Raw genomic sequence first — 23,463 nt, forward strand, 5'->3', positions numbered from 1 at the left:
TGCGCTTCGCAATCCGCGAAGGCGGCCGTACCGTCGGCGCCGGCGTGGTTGCCAAGATCATCGCCTAATTTCGGTTAGCGTGATTCGCCGGCGGTGCGTACCGCCGGCACAACGGATGGGGACAGACTTTTCGGTCTGTCCCCATCTGTTTAAGTGAGAACGGTGATATACTCCCGCCTCTTGAGCAGTACAGAAGCACCTTTTACATATCGCCGGCACTAGCCGGAACGTTCTTTTAAAGGAATTAGCATGTCCAATCAGAAAATCCGCATCCGCCTGAAAGCGTTTGACTACAAACTGATCGACCAGTCCGCTCTGGAAATCGTCGACACCGCCAAGCGCACCGGCGCCGTCGTCAAGGGCCCGGTCCCGCTGCCGACCCGCATCCAGCGTTTCGACGTGCTGCGTTCCCCGCACGTCAACAAGACCTCGCGCGACCAGTTCGAAATCCGTACGCACCAGCGTCTGATGGACATCGTGGACCCGACCGACAAGACCGTTGACGCACTGATGAAGCTGGACCTGCCGGCTGGCGTCGACGTCGAAATCAAGCTGCAATAATCTCGTGTCGCCCGGCGGATTCGTCTGCCGGTGAGGATGGGGCTGGCATCACTCTGTGAGCCAGCCCCGTTTTCTTTTGTAATGGCGATGTTATGATCGTGTTGCCATGACAAAATTCCCCGTCTCCTGCCGAGCCGAGCGCCTGCGCCGCACGCCCTGGCTCGACGTGTTCGGCGCCGCCTGGTTGGTCTTTGTCGGCGGCATGCTCCTTATGCTGGTCCTGCCCCGATCGCTCGTTCACAGCCTGCGCCCGCTGTTCCTGCTGGCGCCACTGCTGGTATTGATCGCCAAGGACCTGTCCCACCTGCCGGACGCGCTCGATCGCAGCCGGGACGCGCTGCGCAGCCGGGCCTGGCGCAGGCTGCCGGCCGCCTGGCTGCCGCCGGAGCTCGTCGGTATGCTGCGCATCGACCGCGCCCTGCGCCGCGGCTTCATGGGCTGGCTGCTGCGCCGTCCGCGCCCGGACGCCTGACGATCCATCTGCTGATGCTGGCAGGCGCGCTGTCCTCGCTCGTCTACATGCTGGGCGACCGCTGGCTGATCGGCGCCGGCCAGCACGTGCTGACGGAAGAGGCGCTGCAGATCAGCATCGGCGCCCGCACCCACGGCAGCATTCCGCTGGACGCGATCGCCGCCTGCGAACGCATCGACGAACCGCTTGCCGCCTGGCTGCGCCGCCGCGGTATCGAACGCCGCAATGCCGTCAAGGTTTCACCTCTTGATAAGCCGAATACCGTCCTGATCTTGAAGCCAGGCAGCCGGGTGCGCCTGTACCACCTCGGTGTCGAGCGGACCGGCCTGAGCTGCATCTTCCTCTACCTGGATCGCCCGCAGGCGCTGCAAAGCCGGATATAGATGTTGTAAGTATTGAAACATATCGGCGATAATCGCGCCTCAGGGGGAACGCGATGGCGACAATGAAGCAGGTGGCGCAGCGGGCCGGGGTCTCGATCTCGACCGTTTCGCATGTAATCAACAATACGCGCGCCGTCAGCGACGAGGTGCGCAAGCGGGTGCTGGGCATCATCGACGAGATGCGCTATGTTCCCAGCGCCGTCGCCCGCAGCCTCAAGAACGACAAGACCAATACCATCGGCGTGCTGGTGCCGAACAGTTCGAATCCCTATTTTGCCGAACTGATCCGCTGGATCGAGGACGCTGCCTTCGAACTCGGTTATCACATCATCCTCTGCAACGCCCATGGCGGCGCGCAGAAGCAGGCTGCCTACCTGCGCCTGCTGATGGAAAAGCGCATCGACGGCCTGGTGCTGGTGGCCAGCGGCGCCGATGAAGACCACGATCTGCTTCAGCGCCACGAATCCGTGCCCATCATCCAGCTCGAGCGCGCCCTGCCGGGGCTGGGCGCCGACCTGGTGCTGGCCGGCCAGGAGGAGGGCGCCTGGCAGGCCACGCGCCACCTGATCGAGCTGGGTCACCGCGACATTGCCTGCGTGTCCGGCCCGGCCGATCTGCCGCGCAGCCGGGAGCGCGTCGGCGGCTTCCTGCGCGCGATGCGCGAGGCCGGCATCGCCGTGCCCGACAGCGAGATCCTGTACGTGGAATTCACCAGCGCCGGCGGCCACGCGGCCTTCGGCAGCCTGCTGGCGCGTGCGCGCCGTCCTACCGCGGTGTTCGTCACCAGCGACCTGATGGCGATCGGCGGCCTGTGCGCGGCCAGCAGCGCCGGCGTGCGGGTGCCTGGCGAGCTGTCGGTGGTGGGCTACGACGACATCGGCGCGGCCTGCTACGCGACGCCGCCGCTGACCACGATGGCGCCGCCCAAGCGCGAGATGGCAAGACTGGCCATCGCCCAGCTGATCGAGCGCATCCGGGGTGGGCACGAGCCGCTGCGCAATATCGCGCTGGCCAGCTCACTGGTCGTGCGGGCCTCGACCGCGCCCTTGCACTGATCAGCTCGCGGCGGGCGCGGCGCCGGCGTCCGGCGTGATGCCCGGTATTTCCTTCCCGCCATTGCGCACCTGCAGGGTCTGGGTCGGGTAGGCGTACTCGATCCCTTCCGCATCGAAGCGCTCCACGATGCGCAGCCAGATTTCCTGCTGCACGTCCATGAAGGCGAGGTAGTCCGGCGACTCGTAGAAGTACACGACCTCGAAGTTCATCGACGAAGCACCGACCCCAGTGAAGTGGGAGCGGTCGAGCCTGGTCTTGGGCTGTGCCCTGACGATCTCCGCCAGCATGCCCGGGATCGCGCGCAGCGTCGCCGCCGGCGTGTCGTAGGTGACGGAAACCGTGAAGGCGGCGCGGCGCGTTTCCAGCCGGCTCATGTTCTGCAGCCGGCTCTTGAGCAGGTCGGCATTCGAGAACACCAGCTGTTCGCCGCCCAGGCTGCGGATGCGCGTGGTCTTGAGCCCCACGTATTCGACCGTGCCCAGGTATTTGTCGACGACGATGAAGTCGCCGATCACGAAAGGCTTGTCCAGCACGATCGACAGGGAAGCGAACAGGTCGCCGAGGATGTTCTGCACGGCCAGCGCCACCGCGATGCCGCCGATGCCCAGCGAGGCCACCAGGGTGGTGATGTTGACGCCCAGGTTATCCAGGATCATCAGCAAGATCACGACCCACAGCACCATGCGCGCAATGAAGCCGACCGCCGCCGCCGAGGTGGCGCGCGCCGGATCCGTGGCCCGGTTCTCGTAGTACTGCTGCAGCCAGCTGCGCAGCGCGGCATTGCCCCAGATCGCGCCCTGCACCAGGCCGACGGTGATGGCGGTGCGGGTGACCATCACGCGCGCGCCCTCGGGCAGCACCAGCATCAGCGAACCGGCATACAGGCCGATCACCGTCATCACCAGCATCTTGGTCGACTCCAGCGCGGCGACGGCGACGTCGTCCAGCCGGGTGGCGGTGCGGGCGGCGATCACGCCCAGGCGCCGCACCAGCACGTGCTTGATGAGCCACAGCGACAGCATGACCACCAGGGCCACGCCGAGCGCGCTGAGCCATTTATAGACCGTGTTGCCGAAGAAGACGTGATCCATCCGCTACCCCGTTTGTCAGATGCACACATTGTAGCGGGCAGGGGAGGCGCGGACCCACGCGAAAAATTTCGCAACAAAACCCTTGCGCATTAATAAAACCATTTCGTATAATGCGGCCTCCCCGGGCGGTTAGTTCAGCTGGTTAGAATACTTGGTCGACATCCAAGGGGTCGCAGGTTCGAATCCTGCACCGCCCACCAGAATTCCTCAGATCGCAGGCCTCTAGCCTGCAGAGAAAAGTTGGCAGTAAAGCTTTTCTGTGCCGTTCGCCAAGAACGGATTCCTTTCTTCTCCATGACAAAAGCGTAAAACGCAACAGAGCGCGTTACTCCTCGCATTCTCCTGTTGCGCCTACTCGACGCGCGCGCTATACTAGCCGGCTTCGGTATGGGCTAGTCTTTTTTTGCCCATGCGTTTTTGTAGTTCAATTAGCCCCGCCCAATCGTAGGTGGGAATGGAGAAAAAATGAGCCTGGGCCTCCTCGGTCGCAAGGTTGGCATGATGCGCATCTTCACGGATGATGGGGATTCGATTCCTGTCACCGTGCTGGACGTGTCGAACAACCGTGTTGCGCAAGTAAAAACTCCTGAAACTGACGGTTACTCCGCTGTTCAGGTCGTATTCGGTCAACGTCGCGCTTCCCGCGTGAACAAGGCCAGTGCGGGTCACTACGCCAAAGCTGGCGTCGAAGCCGGTACGCTGCTGAAGGAATTCCGCATCGAAGCCGCACAAGCCGCTGAATTCAAAGCAGGCGACGCAGTCAATGTGTCGCTGTTCGAAGTTGGCCAGAAGATCGACGTGCAAGGCACCTCGATCGGTAAAGGCTACGCCGGTACCATCAAGCGTCACAACTTTGCTTCGGGTCGTCAAACCCACGGTAACTCGCGTTCGCACAACGTTCCTGGCTCCATCGGTATGGCGCAGGATCCGGGTCGCGTGTTCCCTGGTAAGCGCATGACCGGTCACATGGGCGACGTTACCGTCACCACCCAGAACCTGGAAATCGCCCGTATCGACGCCGACCGTCAACTGCTGCTGGTGAAGGGTGCCGTTCCTGGCGCCAAGAACGGCCAAGTGGTTGTCAAGCCGGCCGTCAAGGTCAAAGCAAAGAAAGGAGCGTAAACGATGGAACTGAAGCTCCTGAATGAGCAAGGCCAAGCCGGCTCGAACGTCAACGCCACCGATGAAGTCTTCGGTCGCGATTACAACGAAGCACTGATCCACCAGATCGTGGTCGCCTACGCCGCCAACGCGCGCTCGGGTAACCGCAAGCAGAAGGATCGTGAAGAAGTCTCCCACACGACCAAGAAGCCTTGGCGCCAGAAAGGCACCGGCCGCGCCCGTGCCGGTATGTCGTCGTCGCCGCTGTGGCGTGGTGGTGGTCGTATCTTCCCGAACTCGCCTGACGAGAACTTCTCGCACAAAGTCAACAAGAAGATGTATCGCGCCGGTATGTGCTCGATCCTGTCGCAGCTGGCCCGCGAAGAGCGTCTGAACGTCGTCGAGAACCTGTCGATCGAAGCCCCGAAGACCAAGCTGCTGTCGCAAAAGCTGCAGAGCATGGGCCTGGAATCGGTCCTGGTGATCACCGACACCATCGACGAAAACCTGCTGCTGGCATCGCGCAACCTGCCGAACGTGCTGGTTGTCGAGCCGAAGCATGCTGACCCGATGTCGCTGGTGTTCTACAAGAAAGTCCTGGTCACCAAAGCTGCTCTGGCCAAGATCGAGGAGATGTACGCATGAGCGCCGCAATCAAATTCAGCGAAGAGCGCCTGATGAAGGTGCTGCTGGCTCCGGTCATTTCCGAAAAGGCGACCTTCGTCGCTGAAAAGAACGAACAGATCGTGTTCAAGGTTCTGCCGGACGCGACCAAGCCGGAAATCAAGGCCGCCGTCGAACTGCTGTTCAAGGTGGAAGTCGAGTCGGTGCAGACCGTGAACCGCGAAGGCAAGCAAAAGCGTTCGGGTCGTTTCGTCGGTCGTCGCAACCACACCAAGCGTGCTTTCGTGGCCCTGAAGCCGGGTCAGGAAATCAATTTTGTCGAGGAGGCTAAATAATGGCACTCGTTAAGATGAAGCCAACCTCCCCAGGCCGCCGCGGCATGGTGAAGGTTGTGACCGAGGGCCTGTACAAAGGCCGTCCGTTCGCAGCCCTGGTTGAGAAGAAATCGAAGACCGCTGGCCGTAACAACAACGGTCACATCACGACCCGCCACATCGGCGGCGGTCACAAGCAGCACTACCGCATGGTCGACTTCAAGCGCAACGACAAGGACGGTATCCCGGCCAAGGTCGAGCGTATTGAATACGATCCGAACCGCACCGCGCACATCGCGCTGCTGTGCTACGCGGACGGTGCACGTGCTTACATCATCGCCACCAAAGGCATGGCTGTCGGCGACACCGTCATGAGCGGCGCGGAAGCCCCGATCAAGTCGGGTAACTGCCTGCCGATCCGCAACATCCCGGTCGGTACCGTGATGCACTGCGTCGAGATGCTGCCAGGTAAGGGCGCCCAGATGGCCCGCACCGCCGGCGCCGCTGTGGTCCTGATGGCCCGCGAAGGCACCTACGCCCAGGTTCGCCTGCGCTCGGGTGAAGTCCGCCGCGTGCACATCGAGTGCCGTGCAACCGTGGGTGAAGTCGGCAATGCCGAGCACAGCCTGCGCAAGATCGGTAAAGCCGGTGCGATGCGTTGGCGCGGTGTCCGCCCGACCGTCCGCGGTGTCGTCATGAACCCGATCGACCACCCGCACGGTGGTGGTGAAGGTCGTACGGCAGCCGGTCGTCATCCGGTGTCGCCATGGGGCCAGCAGACCAAGGGCAAGAAGACGCGTTCGAACAAGCGCACTTCGTCGATGATCGTCTCGCGTCGCGGCAAGAAATAAGGATAAAACATGACTCGTTCATTGAAAAAAGGGCCGTTCATCGACGCCCACCTGGTGAAAAAAGTCGAAGCCGCGCAAGCGACCAAAGACAAGAAGCCAGTCAAAACCTGGTCGCGCCGCTCGACGATCACTCCTGACTTCATCGGTCTGACTATTGCCGTGCACAACGGCAAGGTCCACGTCCCGGTGTATGTCTCGGAGAACATGGTCGGCCACAAGCTCGGCGAATTCGCGCTGACCCGTACGTTCAAGGGCCACGCCGCTGACAAGAAGGCTAAAAAATAATGGAAACTAAAGCTATCCTCAAAGGCGTGCGCCTGTCGGAGCAGAAGGGCCGCCTGGTTGCGGACCTGATCCGCGGCAAGAAGGTCGACGCCGCGCTGAACATCCTGCAGTTCAGCCCGAAGAAAGGTGCCACCATCATCAAGAAGGTGCTGGAGTCCGCAATTGCGAACGCCGAGCACAACGATGGTGCCGACATCGACGAACTGAAGGTCGTTCAGATCTATGTCGAAAAGGGCCCGATCCTGAAGCGCTTTACGGCTCGCGCCAAAGGCCGCGGTGATCGCATTTCGAAACAATCCTGTCACATTTACGTGACTGTCGGTAACTAAGGAGTCACACGATGGGTCAGAAAATCCACCCAACCGGCTTCCGCCTGGCGGTCACCCGTAACTGGGCATCGCGCTGGTACGCTGGCAACGGCAATTTTGCCGACATGCTGAAGGAAGACCTGGAAGCACGCGCTTTCCTGAAGAAGAAGCTGAAGAACGCTTCGGTCGGCCGTATCGTGATCGAGCGTCCTGCCAAGAACGCGCGCTTCACGATCTACTCGTCGCGTCCGGGCGTGGTCATCGGCAAGAAAGGCGAAGACATCGAAGTTCTGAAGTCGTCGCTGACCAAGATCATGGGCGTGCCGGTGCACGTCAATATCGAAGAGATCCGCAAGCCGGAAATCGACTCGCAGCTGATCGCCGATTCGATCGCCCAGCAGCTCGAAAAGCGCATCATGTTCCGTCGCGCCATGAAGCGTGCGATGCAGAACGCCATGCGCCTGGGCGCTGTCGGCATCAAGATCATGTCGTCGGGCCGTCTGAACGGCATCGAAATCGCACGTACCGAATGGTACCGCGAAGGCCGTGTGCCGCTGCACACCCTGCGCGCCGATATCGACTACGGCACCAGCGAAGCCTCGACCACCTACGGCATCATCGGTGTCAAGGTCTGGGTCTACAAGGGCGATCGTTCGGCAACGGGCGAAGCTCCGGTGATCGACGTGCCGGCCGACGAGAAAAAGCCGCGCGGTCCGCGTCGTGACGACGGCAAACCGGCTGGCCGTGGCCGCCCGGGCGCCAAGCCAGGTACCGCACCAGCAGGCCGCCGCGCTGCCAAGCCGGCTGCTGAGAAAGCAGGAGAATAAGCATGCTGCAGCCATCCCGCAGAAAGTATCGTAAAGAGCAGAAGGGCCGTAACACCGGCATTTCGCACACCCGCGGCACCGCTGTGTCGTTCGGTGAGTTCGGCCTGAAGGCCGTTGCCCGCGGCCGTATCACGGCTCGCCAGATCGAAGCGGCACGTCGTGCCATGACCCGTCACATCAAACGTGGCGGCCGTATCTGGATCCGTATCTTCCCGGACAAGCCGATCTCGAACAAGCCGGCTGAAGTCCGTATGGGTAACGGTAAGGGTAACCCTGAGTACTACGTCGCAGAAATCCAGCCGGGCAAGGTCCTGTATGAGATGGACGGCGTCGCAGAAGAACTGGCGCGCGAAGCATTCCGCCTGGCCGCTGCCAAACTGCCGCTGGCAACCACTTTCGTGGTGCGCCAAGTCGGCCAATAACAGGAGTTAAGAATGAAAGCAACGGAACTCCGCGGCAAAGACCAGGCAGCTCTGCAGCAAGAGCTGAATGAGCTGCTGAAGGCACAGTTCGGCCTGCGCATGCAAATCGCAACGCAGCAGCTGAGCAACACCGCCCAGCTCAAAAAGGTGCGCCGCGATATCGCCCGCGTCAAAACCGTGATGACCCAGAAGGAAGCCAAATGAACGACACCACTAAAACGGCGCTGAAGCGTACGCTGGTCGGCAAGGTCGTGTCCGACAAGATGGACAAGACGGTAACCGTGCTGGTCGAGCGTCACGTCAAGCACCCGCTGTACGGCAAGATCATCGTGCGCTCGAACAAGTATCACGCGCACGACGAGACCAACCAGGCCAAGACCGGCGACACGGTCGAGATCCAGGAAGGTCGCCCGATCTCGAAGACGAAGGCTTGGACCCTGACCAAAGTTGTACAGGTCGCACAGGTTCTGTAAAGCCTGAAAATTTGTCTTGCGTGGCCCGCTGGTATCTGGGATACTAGCGGGCTTCGTTCATGTGTTGCCGCAGTTGTCCCCGCGATGTCTGCGGCCTGCAATGAAGTATTGGAAAGTCCAATCACCCAAACGTATTGCTCCAGCAGGGGCGGTGCGGCGGGACCAAGACTGACCGCAGGCCCACGGACCTCCGTGGGATTTTCTACGGCTTAAGTTGGGAAAGAAAATATCATGATTCAAACCGAAAGCCGGCTCGAAGTGGCCGACAATACCGGTGCCAAGGAAGTTCTGTGCATCAAGGTATTGGGCGGCTCCAAGCGCCGTTACGCCAGCATTGGCGACGTGATCAAGGTCACCGTGAAGCAGGCTGCTCCGCGCGGCCGCGTCAAGAAAGGTGAAATCTACAATGCCGTGGTCGTGCGTACCGCCAAGGGCGTGCGCCGTCAGGACGGCTCCCTGGTGAAGTTCGACGGCAATGCCGCCGTTCTGCTGAACGCCAAGCTGGAGCCGATCGGCACCCGTATCTTCGGACCGGTGACGCGCGAACTGCGTACCGAAAAGTTCATGAAGATCGTGTCCCTGGCACCTGAAGTTCTGTAAGGGAGTCGTAATGGATAAGATTCGTAAAAACGACGAAGTCATCGTTCTGGCCGGTAAAGACAAAGGCAAGCGCGGTGTCGTTCAGCAGCGTGTAGATGCTGAGCACGTCATCGTTGAAGGCGTGAATGTGGCCAAGAAGGCCGTCAAGCCGAACCCGATGACCGGCGTAACTGGTGGTATCGTCGACAAGACCATGCCGATTCACGTGTCGAATGTCGCGCTGTTCAATGCAGCGTCCGGCAAGGCTGATCGCGTTGGCTTCAAGGAAGTGGATGGCAAAAAAGTCCGCGTCTTCAAGTCGAACGGCGAAGTAGTGAAGGGGTAATAAGAAATGGCCCGTCTGCAACAACTGTATAAAGACAAAGTCGTCTCCGAACTGACCGAGAAATTCGGCTACAAGTCGGTGATGGAAGTGCCGCGCCTGACCAAGATCACCCTGAACATGGGTCTGTCGGAAGCTGTCGCCGACAAGAAGATCATTGAGCACGCCACTGGCGACCTGACCAAGATCGCCGGCCAGAAGCCGGTCGTGACCAAGGCTCGCAAGGCAATCGCAGGTTTCAAGATCCGCGAAGGCTACCCGATCGGTACGATGGTGACCCTGCGTGGCGCCCGCATGTACGAATTCCTGGACCGTTTCATCACCGTGGCACTGCCGCGCGTGCGTGACTTCCGCGGCGTGAGCGGCAAGTCCTTCGACGGTCGTGGTAACTACAACATCGGCGTCAAAGAGCAGATCATCTTCCCGGAAATCGATTACGACAAGATCGATGCGCTGCGTGGCATGAACATCTCGATCACCACCACCGCCAAGACCGACGACGAAGCCAAAGCGCTGCTCGCGGCCTTCAAATTCCCGTTCAGGAACTAAGAGCATGGCAAAACTTGCATTGATTAATCGCGAAAAGAAGCGTGCAGACCTGGTGGAGAAATTCGCCCCGAAGCGTGCCGCTCTGAAAGCAATCATCAACGACCAGTCGAAGTCGGAAGAAGAGCAATACGAAGCGCGCCTGAAGCTGCAGGCGCTGCCGCGTAACTCGGCGCCGAGCCGCCAGCGTAACCGCTGCGCAATGACCGGCCGTCCGCGTGGCACTTTCCGTAAATTCGGTCTGGCCCGTACCAAACTCCGCGAATTCGCCATGAAAGGCGAAATCCCGGGTATGACCAAAGCTAGCTGGTAATAGGAGAATAAGCAATGAGTATGAGCGATCCTATCGCCGATATGCTGACCCGCATCCGCAACGCACAAGGCGTGCAAAAGACCAACGTGTCGATGCCGTCCTCGAAAGTCAAAGTTGCGATCGCCAACGTCCTGAAGGACGAGGGTTACATCGAAGATTTCGCCGTGTCCACCGAAGGTGGCAAGTCGGAACTGAACATCGGTTTGAAATATTACGTTGGCCGTCCGGTTATCGAGCGCATCGAGCGCGTGTCCCGTCCTGGCCTGCGCATCTACAAGGGCAAAGACGAGATCCCTCAGGTCATGAACGGCCTGGGCGTGGCAATCGTCTCGACCCCGAAGGGTGTGATGACCGACCGTAAAGCACGTGCAACCGGCGTCGGTGGCGAAGTGCTTTGCTACGTGGCTTAAGGAGTAGACGATGTCTCGAGTAGCTAAGATGCCAATCGCCGTCCCGGCCGGTACCGATGTCGCGATCAACGCGTCGTCGATCACCGTCAAGGGCCCGCTGGGCACCCTGACCCAGGCGCTGAACGGCCTGGTCAAAGTGGAAAACAACAACGGCACGCTGTCGTTCGACGTTATCGACGATTCCCGCGAATCGAACGCAATGTCGGGCACCCTGCGTGCACTGGTCAACAACATGGTGACCGGCGTGACCAAGGGCTTCGAGCGCAAGCTGACCCTGGTCGGCGTGGGTTACAAGGCAGCTGTGCAGGGCAACGCCCTGAACCTGTCCCTGGGCTTCTCGCACCCTGTTCTGCACGCGATGCCGGAAGGCGTCACTGCAACCACCCCGACCCCGACCGAAATCCTGATCAAGGGTATCGATCGTCAAAAGGTCGGCCAGGTTGCCGCAGAAGTGCGTGCTTACCGCTCGCCTGAGCCTTATAAGGGCAAGGGTGTCCGTTATGCGGACGAAGTGGTTAAGCTTAAAGAAACCAAGAAGAAATAATCGGAGCTGACATGGACAAGAAACAATCGCGTCTGCGTCGCGGACGCCAAACCCGCATCAAGATCGCGCAGCTGGGTGTGAATCGCCTGTCGATTCACCGCACCAACCTGCACATCTATGCGAACCTGATCAGCCCGGATGCGAAGGTCCTGGTTTCGGCTTCGACGCTGGAAGCAGAAGTGCGCGCCGAGCTGGGCGGCAAGTCCGGCGCCGGCGGCAACGCTGCTGCAGCCGCACTGGTTGGCAAGCGCGTCGCAGAGAAAGCACTGAAAGCAGGGATCACCGAAGTCGCATTCGACCGTTCGGGTTTCCGTTACCACGGCCGTGTGAAGGCGCTGGCAGAAGCCGCGCGTGAAGCCGGTCTGAAGTTCTAAGGAAGAATCGTCATGGCAAAAATGCAAGCGAAAATGGCAAGCGACAAGCCGGATGATGGCATGCGCGAGAAAATGATCGCGATCAACCGCGTGACCAAAGTGGTCAAGGGTGGTCGTATCATGGGTTTTGCAGCGCTGACCGTTGTCGGTGACGGCGATGGCCGCATCGGCATGGGTAAAGGCAAGTCGAAGGAAGTTCCGGTCGGCGTGCAGAAAGCGATGGAAGAAGCTCGCCGCAACCTGATCAAGGTGCCCCTCAAGAACGGTACCCTGCAGCACACCGTTACCGGTCGTCACGGCGCCTCGCGCGTCCTGATGGCTCCGGCCAAGCCGGGTACCGGCGTGATCGCCGGCGGCGCAATGCGCGCAATCTTCGAGGTGATGGGCGTGACCGACGTGGTCGCCAAGTCGACCGGTTCGTCGAACCCGTACAACCTGGTTCGCGCTACCCTCGACGGTCTGGCGAAGATGAGCACCCCGGCTGACATCGCTGCCAAGCGCGGCAAGTCGGTCGAAGAGATCCTGGGTTAAGGGGAATTACCATGGCAAACACCATTAAAGTCAAGCTGGTCAAAGGCCTGATCGGTACCCGTCAGGATCACCGCGCCACCGTGCGTGGTCTGGGTCTGCGTCGTGTCAACTCGGTTTCCGAGCTGCAGGACACCCCGTCGGTCCGCGGCATGATCAACAAGGTCAACTACCTCGTGAAAATTGTCGACTAAGCCGCGGCTTGGTTAACGGAGAAAATATGCAACTCAATACCATTCAACCTGCTGACGGCGCCAAGCACGCTAAGCGTCGCGTCGGTCGCGGTATCGGCTCGGGCCTCGGCAAGACTGCCGGCCGCGGTCACAAAGGTCAGAAATCGCGTTCGGGCGGCTTCCACAAAGTCGGCTTCGAAGGCGGTCAGATGCCTCTGCAGCGCCGTCTGCCGAAGCGAGGCTTCAAGTCCCTGAACGCGACGTTCAAGGCTGAAGTCCGTCTGTCGGACCTGAACAACCTGGCGGTCGGCGATGTCGACATCCTGGTGCTCAAGCAAGCCGGCGTGCTGTCGGTCGTCGCTCGCGATGTGCGCGTGATCCTGTCGGGTGAAATCACCAAAGCGGTGAACCTGAAAGGCATCAAAGCCACCGCTGGCGCGAAGGCAGCGATCGAAGCAGCTGGCGGCTCGGTCGCCTAAACGCGACCGCTGCCTGATCGGAGCAAAAATTGGCGACTAATTCACAACTTGGTAAAAGCGCCGCTTCCGGCTTCCCCTGGGGGCGGTTGTGGTTCCTGCTTGGGGCATTGGTCGTGTACCGTATCGGCGCTCACATCCCGGTCCCCGGGATTGACCCGGTCGCCCTGGCCCAGCTGTTCAAGCAGAACGAAGGCGGCATCCTTGGCATGTTCAACATGTTCTCGGGCGGCGCCTTGTCCCGCTTTGCTGTGTTCGCTCTCGGTATCACGCCTTATATTTCGGCTTCGATCATCATGCAGCTGGCATCGATCGTCTCGCCGCAGATGGAGGCGCTGAAGAAGGAAGGCGAGGCCGGACGCCGCAAGATCACCCAGTACACCCGGTATTTTACGGTGGCACTGGCTCTGTTCCAGGCATTCGGCATCGCGGTCGCGCTGGAAGCCCAGCAAGGCCTCGTGCTCGATCCGGGCATGGCTTTCCGCCTTGTGACTGTCGTGACCCTGCTGACCGGCACCATGTTCCTCATGTGGCTGGGTGAGCAGATCACGGAACGTGGTCTTGGCAACGGTATCTCGATCATCATCTTTGCCGGTATTGCGGCTGGTCTGCCGAGCGCCCTGGGTAATCTGTTCACCCTGGTGTCCCAAGGTTCGATCAATAGCTTCTCCGCAATCCTCATCGTGATTCTGGTGGCCCTGGTGACCTACGCGGTCGTGTTCATTGAACGCGGCCAGCGTAAGATCCTGGTGAATTACGCGAAACGCCAGGTCGGTAACAAGATCTACGGTGGCCAAACCAGCCACCTGCCGCTGAAGTTGAACATGGCCGGTGTGATTCCGCCCATCTTCGCTTCGTCGATCATCCTGTTCCCGGCCACGATCGTCGACTGGTTCACGCGCGGCAAGGATACTTCGAGCCCGTTCATCGGGTTCCTGAAGGACCTCGCAGCGTCGTTGGGCTCGGGCGAACCGATCCATGCGTTGCTGTATGCGGTGGCGATCGTGTTCTTCTGCTTCTTCTATACGGCGCTGGTATTCAACAGCAAGGAAACGGCGGACAACTTGAAGAAGAGCGGCGCATTCGTTCCGGGCATCCGTCCGGGCGAGCAAACTGCGCGCTACATCGACAAGATCCTGATGCGCCTGACCCTGGCCGGTGCGGTCTACATCACCCTGGTGTGCCTGCTGCCGGAGTTCATGACGTCGTACTGGAAAGTTCCAGTGTATTTCGGCGGCACCTCACTGCTTATCGTGGTGGTGGTAACCATGGACTTCATGGCACAAGTGCAGAACTACGTCATGTCGCAGCAATATGAGTCGCTGCTGCGCAAGGCGAATTTCAAAGGCGGTATCCCGTCGCGTTGAGCGGCGCCGATACCCAGGAGTGAGCATACCGAATGGCAAAAGACGACGTCATCCAAATGCAAGGGGAGATTCTCGAGAATCTCCCGAACGCGACCTTTCGCGTGAAGCTGGAAAACGGGCACGTGGTGTTGGGACATATCTCGGGTAAAATGCGGATGAATTACATCCGCATTCTGCCGGGCGACAAGGTGACGGTTGAGTTGACGCCGTACGACCTGTCCCGGGCCCGCATCGTGTTCCGCACCAAGTAAAACATTTAGTAATCGAATCTGGAAGAGAGTGCAAAATGAAAGTTAATGCTTCAGTCAAGCGGATCTGCCGCAACTGCAAGATCATCAAGCGCAAGGGCGTGGTCCGCGTGATCTGCGTCGAGCCGCGTCACAAGCAGCGTCAAGGTTAATACGAGGAATATCGAATGGCACGTATTGCAGGGGTCAATGTCCCCAATCATCAGCACACCGTCATCGGCCTGACGGCGATCTACGGCATCGGCCGTACCCGTTCGCAGCAGATCTGCGCAGCGACCGGCGTTGCAACCAACAAGAAGGTCAAGGACCTGGACGACAACGAACTGGAAAAGCTGCGCGAGCAGGTTGGCAAGTTCGTGGTCGAAGGCGATCTGCGTCGCGAACTGTCCATGAACATCAAGCGTCTGATGGACCTGGGCTGCTACCGCGGCATGCGTCACCGTAAGGGCCTGCCGGTCCGCGGTCAGCGCACCCGTACCAATGCACGTACCCGCAAGGGCCCGCGCAAAGCCGCTCAATCGCTGAAGAAATAATCTAGGAACCGACCATGGCTAAGCAACAAAGCAGCGCAGCAGCAGCGCGCATCCGCAAGAAGGTCAAGAAGAACGTCGCCGAAGGCATCGCACACGTCCACGCGTCGTTCAACAACACCATCATCACGATCACCGATCGCCAGGGCAACGCCCTGTCGTGGGCAACTTCCGGCGGCGCCGGCTTCAAGGGTTCGCGTAAATCGACCCCGTTTGCGGCCCAGGTCGCAGCTGAAGCAGCTGGCAAGGTCGCTCAGGAATACGGCGTGAAGAACCTGGAAGTGCGCATCAAGGGCCCGGGCCCTGGCCGTGAATCGGCTGTGCGCGCGCTGAACAACCTGGGTATCAAGATCACCGAGATCCAGGACGTGACGCCGGTGCCGCACAACGGCTGCCGTCCGCCGAAGCGCCGTCGTATCTAAATAAGTTGTACGCCACACAGTCGGGCGCAGCCCGCGTGTGTGGCAGATACGCGACGAGATCGTCGTCAAAGAATCGCCGGTGCAGTGAGCCCAGAAATGGGTTATACTGCCCGGCTATTGTCGCCTTGCGTCGACCCGATGCAGGGTATTTGTAAGCCACGTCCGGTCTCATGCAGAACTGGACTAGCGCCTGTTGCGATTCAGATCGCATCCGGGGCGTGATCATTCAAACAAAGGAAGTTTAACGTGGCACGTTATATCGGACCAAAAGCAAAACTGTCGCGCCGTGAAGGCACCGACCTGTTCCTGAAGAGCGCACGCCGCTCGCTCGACTCCAAGTGCAAACTGGACGTCAAGCCGGGCCAGCACGGCGTCAAGTCGGGCCAGCGCACCTCGGACTACGGCAACCAGCTGCGTGAAAAGCAGAAGGTCAAGCGCATGTACGGCATCCTGGAGCGCCAGTTCCGCCGTTACTTCGCCGAAGCGTCGCGCCGCAAGGGCAACACCGGCGAAACCCTGCTGAAGCTGCTGGAAGGCCGTCTCGACAACGTCGCTTACCGCATGGGCTTCGGCTCGACCCGCGCCGAAGCGCGCCAGCTGGTCAGCCACAAAGCCTTCACCGTGAACGGCCAGGTCGTGAACATCGCTTCCTACCAGGTCAAGACCGGCGACGTCGTCGCTGTCCGCGAAAAGGCCAAGAAGCAGACCCGTATCGTCGAAGCCCTGTCGCTGGCCGAACAAGTCGGTATGCCGAGCTGGGTGTCGGTCGATTCGAAGAAGATGGAAGGCACCTTCCGTTCGTTCCCGGAACGTAACGAGATCGCCGCCGACGTCAACGAAGCACTGATCGTCGAACTGTACTCGCGTTAATCGACATCGTCGCGGTCATCCCGCGACGATGTCGTCCCCGCGCAGGCGGGGATCCAAGTTTGGGTGCGCAGTGTTAGCACTAACTTGGGTTCCCGCCTGCGCGGGAACGACGGCGCTGCCGTCAGATACCGAATTCGTCGTACCCGCCTGCTCTACGGAGCAGGCGTTTTCAATTGATGCCATCAGCCTTATCGGTGTAACGAGCCGAGGGTATTGATAAAGGACCTTTCATGCAAAACAGTCTGTTGAAGCCACGTATCATCGACGTCGAGACCCTCGGCGCCGGCCACGCGAAAGTCGTGATGGAGCCGTTCGAACGTGGTTATGGCCATACGCTGGGCAACGCGCTGCGCCGCGTCCTGCTGTCGTCGATGATCGGCTACGCGCCGACCGAAGTGACGATCGCTGGCGTCGTGCACGAGTACTCGTCGCTGGACGGCGTGCAGGAAGACGTGGTCGACCTGCTGCTGAACCTGAAGGGCGTCGTGTTCAAGGTGCACAACCGTGACTCCGTGACCCTGACCCTGAAGAAGGAAGGCGAAGGCCCCGTCCTGGCATCGGACATCGACCTGCCGCATGACGTTGAACTGATCAACCCGGAACACGTGATCGCTCACCTGACCGCCGGCGGCAAGCTGGACATGCAGATCAAGGTCGAGAAGGGCCGCGGCTATGTGCCGGGTAACGTCCGCCGCCTGTCGGAAGACACCAACAAGACCATCGGCCGCATCATCCTGGATGCATCGTTCTCGCCGGTGCGCCGCGTGTCCTACGCCGTGGAATCGGCCCGTGTCGAACAGCGTACCGACCTGGACAAGCTGATCATCAACATCGAGACCAATGGCGTCATCACCCCGGAAGAGGCGATCCGTCAATCGGCACGCGTGCTGGTCGACCAGCTGAACGTGTTCGCCGCCCTGGAAGGCACCGAAGCCGCCGCGGAAGCGCCGTCGCGCGCACCGCTGGTCGATCCGATCCTGCTGCGTCCGGTGGACGACCTGGAACTGACCGTCCGTTCGGCAAACTGCCTGAAGGCCGAGAACATCTACTACATCGGCGATCTGATCCAGCGTTCGGAAAACGAACTGCTGAAGACCCCGAACCTGGGCCGCAAGTCGCTGAACGAGATCAAGGAAGTCCTGGCTTCCCGTGGTCTGACCCTGGGCATGAAGCTGGAAAACTGGCCGCCTGCAGGTCTGGAAAAGTAATTGTGGTGGGGGCGCGATAAACCTACTGCGCGGGCACATTTTGGCCCTGCGATGCTCCGCTACGGCGGACCGGCCATACCGTAAGTACGGCTGCGCTTCTCGGACCAAACTGAGCCCTGCTCGCTACGGTTTCTCGCATCCCCGATACGCTGGCTGTTTTTTGTTGTACCGCTTGCGGCATGTTGCTGCAAGCTTTTTAACCATTTGAACCGGTCCGCGCTCCTGCAAGTTGCCTGAGCGATCGAAGAACTGGAATTTAAAACTCGAAAGGATTTACCATGCGTCACCGTCACGGCCTCCGTAAGCTGAACCGTACTTCGTCCCACCGCCTGGCCATGCTGCGCAACATGACCGTTTCGCTGCTGCGTCACGAAGCGATCAAGACCACCGTTCCGAAAGCAAAGGAACTGCGCAAAGTCGTCGAGCCGATCATCACCCTGGGCAAGAAAGACACCCTGGCAAACAAGCGCCTGGCATTCGCCCGCCTGCGCGACCGTGAGATCGTCCAGAAGCTGTTCGCTGACATCGGCCCGCGTTTCGCGAACCGTAATGGCGGCTACACCCGTATCCTGAAGATGGGCTTCCGCGTTGGCGACAATGCACCGATGGCCTATGTCGAGCTGACCGACCGTCCGGAAGTCGGCGTCGACGAAAACGCACCGACCGCCGAGTAATCGGTAGTTAGCGCATGAAAAAACCAGGCCTCGTGCCTGGTTTTTTTTCGCCCGTGCACCAAGCACACGCCCGGTGTACCATTCCGCTGCGTTGAACCAACATCTGCTCCCATGCTCCGACTCCTGCTTTCGCTGTTCGCCAGCCTCGTCCTGCTCGCTCCCGTCCACGCCGCGGACGACTTCCTGCCGCCCGAACAGGCGTTCAAGCTGTCCGCGCGCATGCTCGACCCGCATACGGCCGAGGTCAGTTATGCGATCGCCGACGGCTACTACATGTACCGCGAGCGCTTCAAATTCAGCGCCGCCGGCGCGAAGCTGGGCGAAGCGCAGATCCCGTCCGGCAAAGTCAAATTCGACGAGACCTTCAACAAGGACGTCGAAACCTATCACCACAGCGTGACGATCCGCATTCCGGTGCAAGGAGAGGGGACGTTCACGCTGAACGTGACCGGCCAGGGTTGCGCGGACAAGGGTCTCTGCTATCCGCCGCAGGACGCCAGCGTACGCCTGGTGGCGGGCGGCGGCGGGGCAGGGCAGTCGTCGCCGCAGATGAGCGTGCCGCCGGGACAATCCGGTAGTGGCGCCCTCGGTTCGAGCCCTGCTGCCGAGGGCGCATCCGGCTTCAAGCTGACGCCTTCGCCGACGCCGTCCGCCGCAGTTCAGCCACCCGCCGCCCAGCAAGCTGCGGCGGGCGCCCAGCCAGCAGCCGCAGGCGCGGCAACGCCCAGCGCCGAGGCCACACCCGCCGCCGACCCGCCCGCAACCGCCCCGGCCGCCGGCGCCGCTGCAACGGCCCCGGCAGTGACCGCCACCGTCACCACCGCCCCCTCCGAACTCTCCGGCATCGCTGCGCTGCTGCAGGGCGGCCGCCTGCTCGCCATCATCCCCGCCTTCATCCTGCTGGGCCTGGGCCTGGCCTTCACCCCCTGCGTGCTGCCGATGGTGCCGATCCTGTCGTCGATCATCGTCGGCGAAGGCCAGCAGGCCGGCCGCGGGCGTGGCTTCATCCTCTCGCTCTCGTATTCGCTCGGCATGGCGATCGTCTACACCCTGCTGGGCGTGGCCGCCGGCCTGCTCGGCGAAGGCCTGGCCGCGGCGCTGCAGAATCCATGGGTGCTGGGGGCCTTCGGCCTGCTGATCGCGGCGATGTCGCTGTCGATGTTCGGCGTCTTTCAACTCCAGGTGCCTGCCGCCCTGCAGACCCGCCTTGCCGACGCGTCCGGCCGCCAGGCCTCGGGCAAGCTGGCGGGCGTGTTCGCCATGGGCGCGATCTCGGCCCTGATCGTCGGCCCCTGCGTGGCTGCGCCGCTGGCCGGCGCCCTGGTCTACATCAGCCAGACCCGCGACGTGCTGATCGGCGGCGCCGCGCTGTTCGCGATGGCGATCGGGATGAGCGTGCCGCTGCTGCTGGTCGGCGTCTCGGCCGGCTCGCTGCTGCCGCGCGCGGGCCTGTGGATGGAGTCGGTGAAGCGCTTCTTTGGCGTGCTGATGCTGGCGATGGCCTTGTGGATGACGGCGCCGGTGCTGCCGGGCCTGCTGCAGATGCTGCTGTGGGCCGCGCTGCTGCTGGGCTATGGCTTCTACCTGCTGAAGGGCGCAGGCGGCGTGAAGCGCCACTGGGGCGGCATGGCCCTGGGCGCGGCCTGCGCCGTGCTGGGCGCGGTCCAGCTGGTGGGCCTGGCCAGCGGCGCACGCGACCCGCTGGCGCCGCTGGCGCGCTTCACCGGCGGCGCGCCGGCCCAGCAACTGGCCTTCACCCGCATCAAGACCGTCGAGCAGCTCGACCAGGCGCTGGCCGCGACCAATGGCAAGAACGCCATGCTCGACTTTTATGCCGACTGGTGCGTGTCGTGCAAGGAGATGGAAAAACTGACCTTCGTCGATCCGGCCGTCAAGGCGCGGCTGGCGGATACGATGCTGCTGCAAGTGGACGTGACCGCCAACGATGCGGCGGACCGGGCGATGCTGAAGCGTTTTGGGCTGTTCGGGCCACCGGGGATCATCCTGTTCGACCGGCGTGGGCGGGAGATTGCGGATGGGCGGGTGATTGGCTACCAGGATAGCCAGAAGTTTCTGGCTTCGTTGGCAAAGCTAAACTGACCGTCGCCCCCGCGCAGGCGGGGGGCCAAGTTCGTAGAGCAGTCGTAATGCATGCAAACTTGGGTCCCCGCCTGCGCGGGGACGACGTTCGACGGCTAGCGCTTAACCGCGAGCGGTATCACCGCCACGCTGCCCGCCATGCTGCCAGCCACCATGGCCACCGCCCTGGCGCCCGAAGCGGTGCTGCATGCGCGCCGCCTTCTCGTCGAAGACCTTCTTCTGGTCCGGCGACAGCACCGAATAGAAGCTGTTCAGGGCAGCCAGGCGCTGTTCCATGAAGACCGTGCGCTGTTTCTGGCGCTCGATCATCTTCTGGGCGCGTTCAGGCGCGCTCAGGCCGGCCACGGCGGCGCGGTCGCCGTGCTGGCGGTCACCGGCGCGGTGTGCCGGCTTCATCGAGGCCACGAAGGTATTCCAGGCGTTCTCCTGGGCCGGCGTGATCTTCAGCTCGTCGTGCAGTTTTGCCACGCGCTGGGCGCGCATCTGCTCGCGCTTGGCGCTGAACTCGGCGTGTCTGGCCTGGCGTTCTTCCTTGCTCAGCTGCGCTTTCGGATGCGCGCCGGGCGCCTGCGACTGCGCCTGGGCGGCGATCATCGCGCCGCCCAGGGACAGTGCGGCGATGGCAGTGAGGAGTGTTTTGCGGTAGGTGGTGTTCATCTCTTTTTCCTAGTCAAGTTGATGTGGCGGCTGCCACGGCTGCGTGCATCATCATGAGAACATCTCGCTGCACGGTGAGTCCATCTTCGGTGAAAAGTGTAAGTGCAGCGTGTCCGCTGTCTCGCCCTTTGTATCAATTTGTTTCCCTACACCATCCATATACAAGCCGATACAAAGTGGCTGTTCAGGGGCGGGTGAAGTCGGGATAATGGTGGCATGGACAATCCATCTACCATTCTGATCGTCGATGACGACCGCGATATCCGCTCCCTGCTGGCCGACTACCTTGAAGCGAACGGCTACCGTGCGCTGGCCGCCGCTGACGGCACCGCGATGTGGAAGACGCTGGATGAAGCGCGCCCCGACCTGATCGTGCTCGACCTGAACCTGCCCGGCGACGACGGCCTGACCCTGTGCCGCAAGCTGCGCGCGACCTCGACCCTGCCGGTGATCATGCTCACGGCACGCAATGAGCCGCTCGACCGCATCCTCGGCCTCGAGATGGGCGCCGACGACTACCTGCCCAAGCCCTTCGAGCCGCGCGAGCTGCTGGCGCGCATCCGCAGCGTGCTGCGCCGCAGCCATGCGATGCCGCCGAACTCGCAGGCCGAGAGCGTGCAGCAGATGAAGTTCTCCGGCTGGACCCTGGACCTGACCGCGCGCCACCTGGTCAATCCGCAGGGCGTGGTCATCATGCTGTCGGGCGCCGAGTTCCGCCTGCTGCGCGTGTTCCTCGAGCACCCGAACCGCGTGCTGAACCGCGACCAGCTGCTGAACCTGACCCAGGGCCGCGACGCCGACCCCTTCGACCGCTCGATCGACATCCAGATCAGCCGCCTGCGCCAGAAGCTGGGCGAGGACGCGCGCATGCCCCAGATTATCAAGACGGTCCGAAACGGCGGCTATGTGCTCGCCGGGCAGGTGAGCGTGGAGCCCGGCGCGTGAAGGCATTCATCGGCTCCATGACGGGCCGCGTGTTCATCACCCTGCTGTTGGGCGTCCTGCTGACCGCCGCGCTGACCCAGCTGCTGGCGGACGTGGAACGCCGGCGCGTCATCGACGAGTTCCGCGACCTGAACAACCTCGACCGCGCCGAACAGCTGATCATGGCCACCGAGATCGTTCCCGAATCGGCGCGCAGCGCCTACATCCAGGTAGCGAACCGTCCCGGCATGCGTATCGAACTGGAGGCAGCCCGGCTGCCGGCGCTGGCGCCGTCGCCGACCGAATTCACCAAGAACCTGTCTGTGCGCATCAACAAGTCGCCCGACAACAAGCCCTACCGTATGCAGTCACTTGCCGTGCGCCCGGCGGCTTGCGCGCTGGCGCGCGAGCAGCCGGTGGTGTACGGCCTGCTGCGCATGAAGTGGCGCGGCACTTGCGAAAGCATCCTGGTAAGCCTGCGCGACGGCACCCCGCTGATCCTGTCGGTGCTGCCGCCGCGCTCCGCCACCTCGCCGGAGCACGCCGACTACACCGGCACCATCGCGCTGCTGCTGGTCAGCATCGGCTTCCTGGCCTACCTGGTGGCGCGCATGACCATCCGTCCGCTCAAGCAGCTGGCCCAGGCCGCAAAGGACCTCGGCAACGACATCAACCATCCGCCGCTGGACCTGACCGGCGCCGACGAGATCCGCCAGGCCAGCGCCGCCTTCAATGCGATGCAGGCGCGGATCCGCCAGTACATCTTCCAGCGCACCCAGATGCTGGCCGCGATCACCCACGATCTGCAGACCCCGCTGACGCGCCTGCGCCTGCGCCTGGAAAAAGTGAGCGAGCCGGAACTGCAGGGGCGCCTGATCGGCGACCTGTCGGCGATGCAGGCGATGGTGCGCGAAGGCCTGGACCTGGCGCGCAGCATGGACACCACCGAAACCATGCAGATGATGGATCTCGATTCGCTGCTGGATTCCGTGTGCGCCGACGCCACCGACGCCAGCCAGCACGTAAGCCTGTCCGGCAGCGCCAACATGGCGATGCTGGGCCGCCCGATGGACCTGCGCCGCTGCCTGGTCAACCTGATCGACAACGCCGTCAAGTACGGCCAGTCGGCCAGGGTCACGGTGGACCGCATCAACGGCGCGGCGCGGATCCGTATCCGCGACGCCGGCCCCGGCATCCCGCAAGCCGAACTGGCGCGCGTCTTCGATCCGTTCTACCGCGTCGAGAGCTCGCGTTCGCGCGAGTCGGGCGGCACCGGCCTCGGACTGACGATCGCCCGCAACATCGCCGAACAGCATGGCGGCAGCATCACGCTGGCGAACCATCCGGACGGCGGCCTGGAAGCAACCCTCATGCTGCCGGAGTACTACCCAGGGAAGTAATGCCGCGGT

The 23,463-nt window shown here is 61.8% G+C and carries 38 protein-coding genes and 1 tRNA gene; 37 read left to right on the forward strand and 2 right to left on the reverse strand.

The annotated features are described in order from the left end of the window. The 5 genes from ACFPO9_RS14455 to ACFPO9_RS14475 form a co-directional block, all read left to right on the forward strand. Positions 1 to 68, forward strand: a 68-nt coding sequence (locus ACFPO9_RS14455) for an EF-Tu C-terminal domain-related protein (RefSeq protein WP_199734358.1), incomplete at its 5' end; no start/stop codon positions are given. Positions 69 to 249: 181 nt separating this feature from the next. Next, on the forward strand, positions 250 to 561 hold the full coding sequence (rpsJ, locus tag ACFPO9_RS14460; RefSeq protein WP_047826129.1) for a 30S ribosomal protein S10: 312 nt from the start codon (positions 250 to 252) through the stop codon (positions 559 to 561). Positions 562 to 667: 106 nt separating this feature from the next. Next, complete coding sequence (locus ACFPO9_RS14465) at positions 668 to 1,033, forward strand: hypothetical protein (protein ID WP_379771842.1); 366 nt, start codon at positions 668 to 670, stop codon at positions 1,031 to 1,033. A 14-nt stretch (positions 1,034 to 1,047) separates the two neighbouring features. Then, entirely contained in the window at positions 1,048 to 1,416 is a 369-nt protein-coding gene (locus ACFPO9_RS14470; protein ID WP_379771843.1) for a hypothetical protein, read from the forward strand. Positions 1,417 to 1,469: 53 nt separating this feature from the next. Then, complete coding sequence (locus ACFPO9_RS14475) at positions 1,470 to 2,471, forward strand: LacI family DNA-binding transcriptional regulator (RefSeq protein ID WP_379771844.1); 1,002 nt, start codon at positions 1,470 to 1,472, stop codon at positions 2,469 to 2,471. On the opposite strand, the gene ACFPO9_RS14480 is transcribed toward ACFPO9_RS14475, so the two are convergent. Further along, positions 2,472 to 3,563: a mechanosensitive ion channel family protein gene (locus ACFPO9_RS14480; protein ID WP_379771845.1), complete on the reverse strand. Its 1,092-nt coding sequence runs from the start codon at positions 3,561 to 3,563 to the stop codon at positions 2,472 to 2,474. 123 nt (positions 3,564 to 3,686) lie between these two features. On the opposite strand from ACFPO9_RS14480, the gene ACFPO9_RS14485 reads away from it, so the two are divergent. The 30 genes from ACFPO9_RS14485 (at position 3,687) to dsbD (ending at position 20,473) form a co-directional block, all read left to right on the forward strand. Beyond that, positions 3,687 to 3,763: transfer RNA gene (locus tag ACFPO9_RS14485), tRNA-Val, on the forward strand. A gap of 265 nt (positions 3,764 to 4,028) precedes the next feature. Beyond that, a complete protein-coding gene (rplC, locus tag ACFPO9_RS14490; RefSeq protein ID WP_379771846.1) occupies positions 4,029 to 4,685 on the forward strand; it encodes a 50S ribosomal protein L3 in 657 nt (218 codons plus the stop codon). A 3-nt stretch (positions 4,686 to 4,688) separates the two neighbouring features. Beyond that, entirely contained in the window at positions 4,689 to 5,309 is a 621-nt protein-coding gene (gene rplD / locus ACFPO9_RS14495) for a 50S ribosomal protein L4 (protein WP_230023572.1), read from the forward strand. Further along, the gene (gene rplW / locus ACFPO9_RS14500; protein WP_230023578.1) at positions 5,306 to 5,623 is read left to right on the forward strand and encodes a 50S ribosomal protein L23; all 318 of its coding nucleotides are present in this window, start codon (positions 5,306 to 5,308) and stop codon (positions 5,621 to 5,623) included. Before rplD ends, rplW begins: the two co-directional genes overlap by 4 nt. Continuing rightward, complete coding sequence (rplB, locus tag ACFPO9_RS14505; protein WP_379771847.1) at positions 5,623 to 6,453, forward strand: 50S ribosomal protein L2; 831 nt, start codon at positions 5,623 to 5,625, stop codon at positions 6,451 to 6,453. The genes rplW and rplB overlap by 1 nt, the downstream gene beginning before the upstream one ends. 9 nt (positions 6,454 to 6,462) lie before the next feature. Further along, complete coding sequence (gene rpsS, locus ACFPO9_RS14510; RefSeq protein WP_078034747.1) at positions 6,463 to 6,738, forward strand: 30S ribosomal protein S19; 276 nt, start codon at positions 6,463 to 6,465, stop codon at positions 6,736 to 6,738. Continuing rightward, positions 6,735 to 7,067, forward strand: a complete 333-nt coding sequence (gene rplV / locus ACFPO9_RS14515) for a 50S ribosomal protein L22 (RefSeq protein WP_171085678.1) — start codon at positions 6,735 to 6,737, stop codon at positions 7,065 to 7,067. The genes rpsS and rplV overlap by 4 nt, the downstream gene beginning before the upstream one ends. An 11-nt stretch (positions 7,068 to 7,078) precedes the next feature. Further along, positions 7,079 to 7,873, forward strand: a complete 795-nt coding sequence (rpsC, locus tag ACFPO9_RS14520) for a 30S ribosomal protein S3 (protein ID WP_379771848.1) — start codon at positions 7,079 to 7,081, stop codon at positions 7,871 to 7,873. A 2-nt stretch (positions 7,874 to 7,875) separates the two neighbouring features. Beyond that, a complete protein-coding gene (gene rplP, locus ACFPO9_RS14525) occupies positions 7,876 to 8,295 on the forward strand; it encodes a 50S ribosomal protein L16 (RefSeq protein ID WP_005663456.1) in 420 nt (139 codons plus the stop codon). Positions 8,296 to 8,307: 12 nt separating this feature from the next. Beyond that, on the forward strand, positions 8,308 to 8,499 hold the full coding sequence (rpmC, locus tag ACFPO9_RS14530) for a 50S ribosomal protein L29 (RefSeq protein ID WP_230023597.1): 192 nt from the start codon (positions 8,308 to 8,310) through the stop codon (positions 8,497 to 8,499). Further along, positions 8,496 to 8,768 carry a 30S ribosomal protein S17 gene (gene rpsQ / locus ACFPO9_RS14535; protein ID WP_047826119.1) on the forward strand — a complete coding sequence of 91 codons (273 nt, stop codon included), beginning with the start codon at positions 8,496 to 8,498 and terminating at the stop codon, positions 8,766 to 8,768. Before rpmC ends, rpsQ begins: the two co-directional genes overlap by 4 nt. A 231-nt stretch (positions 8,769 to 8,999) precedes the next feature. Further along, entirely contained in the window at positions 9,000 to 9,368 is a 369-nt protein-coding gene (gene rplN / locus ACFPO9_RS14540) for a 50S ribosomal protein L14 (protein WP_036172202.1), read from the forward strand. A 10-nt stretch (positions 9,369 to 9,378) separates the two neighbouring features. Further along, positions 9,379 to 9,693: a 50S ribosomal protein L24 gene (rplX, locus tag ACFPO9_RS14545; protein WP_047826118.1), complete on the forward strand. Its 315-nt coding sequence runs from the start codon at positions 9,379 to 9,381 to the stop codon at positions 9,691 to 9,693. Between the two features lie 6 nt (positions 9,694 to 9,699). Next, positions 9,700 to 10,239 (forward strand): 50S ribosomal protein L5, encoded by a 540-nt coding sequence (gene rplE, locus ACFPO9_RS14550; protein ID WP_379771849.1) that lies wholly within the window; start codon positions 9,700 to 9,702, stop codon positions 10,237 to 10,239. A 4-nt stretch (positions 10,240 to 10,243) separates the two neighbouring features. Continuing rightward, entirely contained in the window at positions 10,244 to 10,549 is a 306-nt protein-coding gene (rpsN, locus tag ACFPO9_RS14555) for a 30S ribosomal protein S14 (RefSeq protein WP_379771850.1), read from the forward strand. Positions 10,550 to 10,563: 14 nt separating this feature from the next. Then, the gene (gene rpsH, locus ACFPO9_RS14560) at positions 10,564 to 10,959 is read left to right on the forward strand and encodes a 30S ribosomal protein S8 (RefSeq protein WP_230023611.1); all 396 of its coding nucleotides are present in this window, start codon (positions 10,564 to 10,566) and stop codon (positions 10,957 to 10,959) included. 10 nt (positions 10,960 to 10,969) lie between these two features. Further along, a complete protein-coding gene (gene rplF / locus ACFPO9_RS14565) occupies positions 10,970 to 11,503 on the forward strand; it encodes a 50S ribosomal protein L6 (RefSeq protein ID WP_379771851.1) in 534 nt (177 codons plus the stop codon). A gap of 11 nt (positions 11,504 to 11,514) precedes the next feature. Beyond that, positions 11,515 to 11,877, forward strand: coding sequence for a 50S ribosomal protein L18 (gene rplR / locus ACFPO9_RS14570; protein ID WP_230023636.1), 363 nt, complete (start codon positions 11,515 to 11,517; stop codon positions 11,875 to 11,877). Positions 11,878 to 11,889: 12 nt separating this feature from the next. Then, positions 11,890 to 12,408 carry a 30S ribosomal protein S5 gene (gene rpsE / locus ACFPO9_RS14575; RefSeq protein WP_047826112.1) on the forward strand — a complete coding sequence of 173 codons (519 nt, stop codon included), beginning with the start codon at positions 11,890 to 11,892 and terminating at the stop codon, positions 12,406 to 12,408. Between the two features lie 11 nt (positions 12,409 to 12,419). Next, positions 12,420 to 12,599, forward strand: coding sequence for a 50S ribosomal protein L30 (gene rpmD, locus ACFPO9_RS14580; protein ID WP_230023643.1), 180 nt, complete (start codon positions 12,420 to 12,422; stop codon positions 12,597 to 12,599). Between the two features lie 26 nt (positions 12,600 to 12,625). Next, a complete protein-coding gene (gene rplO / locus ACFPO9_RS14585; protein WP_047826111.1) occupies positions 12,626 to 13,057 on the forward strand; it encodes a 50S ribosomal protein L15 in 432 nt (143 codons plus the stop codon). A gap of 29 nt (positions 13,058 to 13,086) precedes the next feature. Beyond that, on the forward strand, positions 13,087 to 14,421 hold the full coding sequence (gene secY / locus ACFPO9_RS14590; protein WP_379771852.1) for a preprotein translocase subunit SecY: 1,335 nt from the start codon (positions 13,087 to 13,089) through the stop codon (positions 14,419 to 14,421). Positions 14,422 to 14,453: 32 nt separating this feature from the next. After that, positions 14,454 to 14,672, forward strand: a complete 219-nt coding sequence (gene infA / locus ACFPO9_RS14595) for a translation initiation factor IF-1 (protein ID WP_005663428.1) — start codon at positions 14,454 to 14,456, stop codon at positions 14,670 to 14,672. A 35-nt stretch (positions 14,673 to 14,707) separates the two neighbouring features. Beyond that, positions 14,708 to 14,821, forward strand: coding sequence for a 50S ribosomal protein L36 (gene rpmJ / locus ACFPO9_RS14600; protein ID WP_005663407.1), 114 nt, complete (start codon positions 14,708 to 14,710; stop codon positions 14,819 to 14,821). A gap of 15 nt (positions 14,822 to 14,836) precedes the next feature. Further along, positions 14,837 to 15,202: a 30S ribosomal protein S13 gene (gene rpsM, locus ACFPO9_RS14605; RefSeq protein ID WP_047826109.1), complete on the forward strand. Its 366-nt coding sequence runs from the start codon at positions 14,837 to 14,839 to the stop codon at positions 15,200 to 15,202. Positions 15,203 to 15,216: 14 nt separating this feature from the next. Beyond that, on the forward strand, positions 15,217 to 15,621 hold the full coding sequence (rpsK, locus tag ACFPO9_RS14610; RefSeq protein WP_036172227.1) for a 30S ribosomal protein S11: 405 nt from the start codon (positions 15,217 to 15,219) through the stop codon (positions 15,619 to 15,621). A 246-nt stretch (positions 15,622 to 15,867) separates the two neighbouring features. Next, the gene (rpsD, locus tag ACFPO9_RS14615) at positions 15,868 to 16,491 is read left to right on the forward strand and encodes a 30S ribosomal protein S4 (RefSeq protein ID WP_379771853.1); all 624 of its coding nucleotides are present in this window, start codon (positions 15,868 to 15,870) and stop codon (positions 16,489 to 16,491) included. Between the two features lie 230 nt (positions 16,492 to 16,721). Beyond that, positions 16,722 to 17,699: a DNA-directed RNA polymerase subunit alpha gene (locus ACFPO9_RS14620; protein WP_036240374.1), complete on the forward strand. Its 978-nt coding sequence runs from the start codon at positions 16,722 to 16,724 to the stop codon at positions 17,697 to 17,699. A 278-nt stretch (positions 17,700 to 17,977) separates the two neighbouring features. After that, entirely contained in the window at positions 17,978 to 18,373 is a 396-nt protein-coding gene (rplQ, locus tag ACFPO9_RS14625) for a 50S ribosomal protein L17 (RefSeq protein ID WP_047826107.1), read from the forward strand. 111 nt (positions 18,374 to 18,484) lie between these two features. Beyond that, the gene (gene dsbD, locus ACFPO9_RS14630) at positions 18,485 to 20,473 is read left to right on the forward strand and encodes a protein-disulfide reductase DsbD (protein WP_379771854.1); all 1,989 of its coding nucleotides are present in this window, start codon (positions 18,485 to 18,487) and stop codon (positions 20,471 to 20,473) included. A gap of 102 nt (positions 20,474 to 20,575) precedes the next feature. Here the strand turns inward: dsbD and ACFPO9_RS14635 are convergent, their stop codons facing one another. After that, the gene (locus tag ACFPO9_RS14635) at positions 20,576 to 21,130 is read right to left on the reverse strand and encodes a Spy/CpxP family protein refolding chaperone (protein ID WP_379771855.1); all 555 of its coding nucleotides are present in this window, start codon (positions 21,128 to 21,130) and stop codon (positions 20,576 to 20,578) included. 216 nt (positions 21,131 to 21,346) lie between these two features. Between ACFPO9_RS14635 and ACFPO9_RS14640 the strand changes: the two genes are divergently transcribed. After that, on the forward strand, positions 21,347 to 22,075 hold the full coding sequence (locus ACFPO9_RS14640) for a response regulator (RefSeq protein WP_379771856.1): 729 nt from the start codon (positions 21,347 to 21,349) through the stop codon (positions 22,073 to 22,075). Further along, positions 22,072 to 23,454, forward strand: a complete 1,383-nt coding sequence (locus ACFPO9_RS14645; protein ID WP_379771857.1) for an ATP-binding protein — start codon at positions 22,072 to 22,074, stop codon at positions 23,452 to 23,454. Before ACFPO9_RS14640 ends, ACFPO9_RS14645 begins: the two co-directional genes overlap by 4 nt. The last annotated feature ends 9 nt before the right edge of the window (positions 23,455 to 23,463 follow it).

The organism is Massilia aerilata, assembly GCF_042656905.1.
Lineage (GTDB): Bacteria > Pseudomonadota > Gammaproteobacteria > Burkholderiales > Burkholderiaceae_D > Telluria > Telluria aerilata.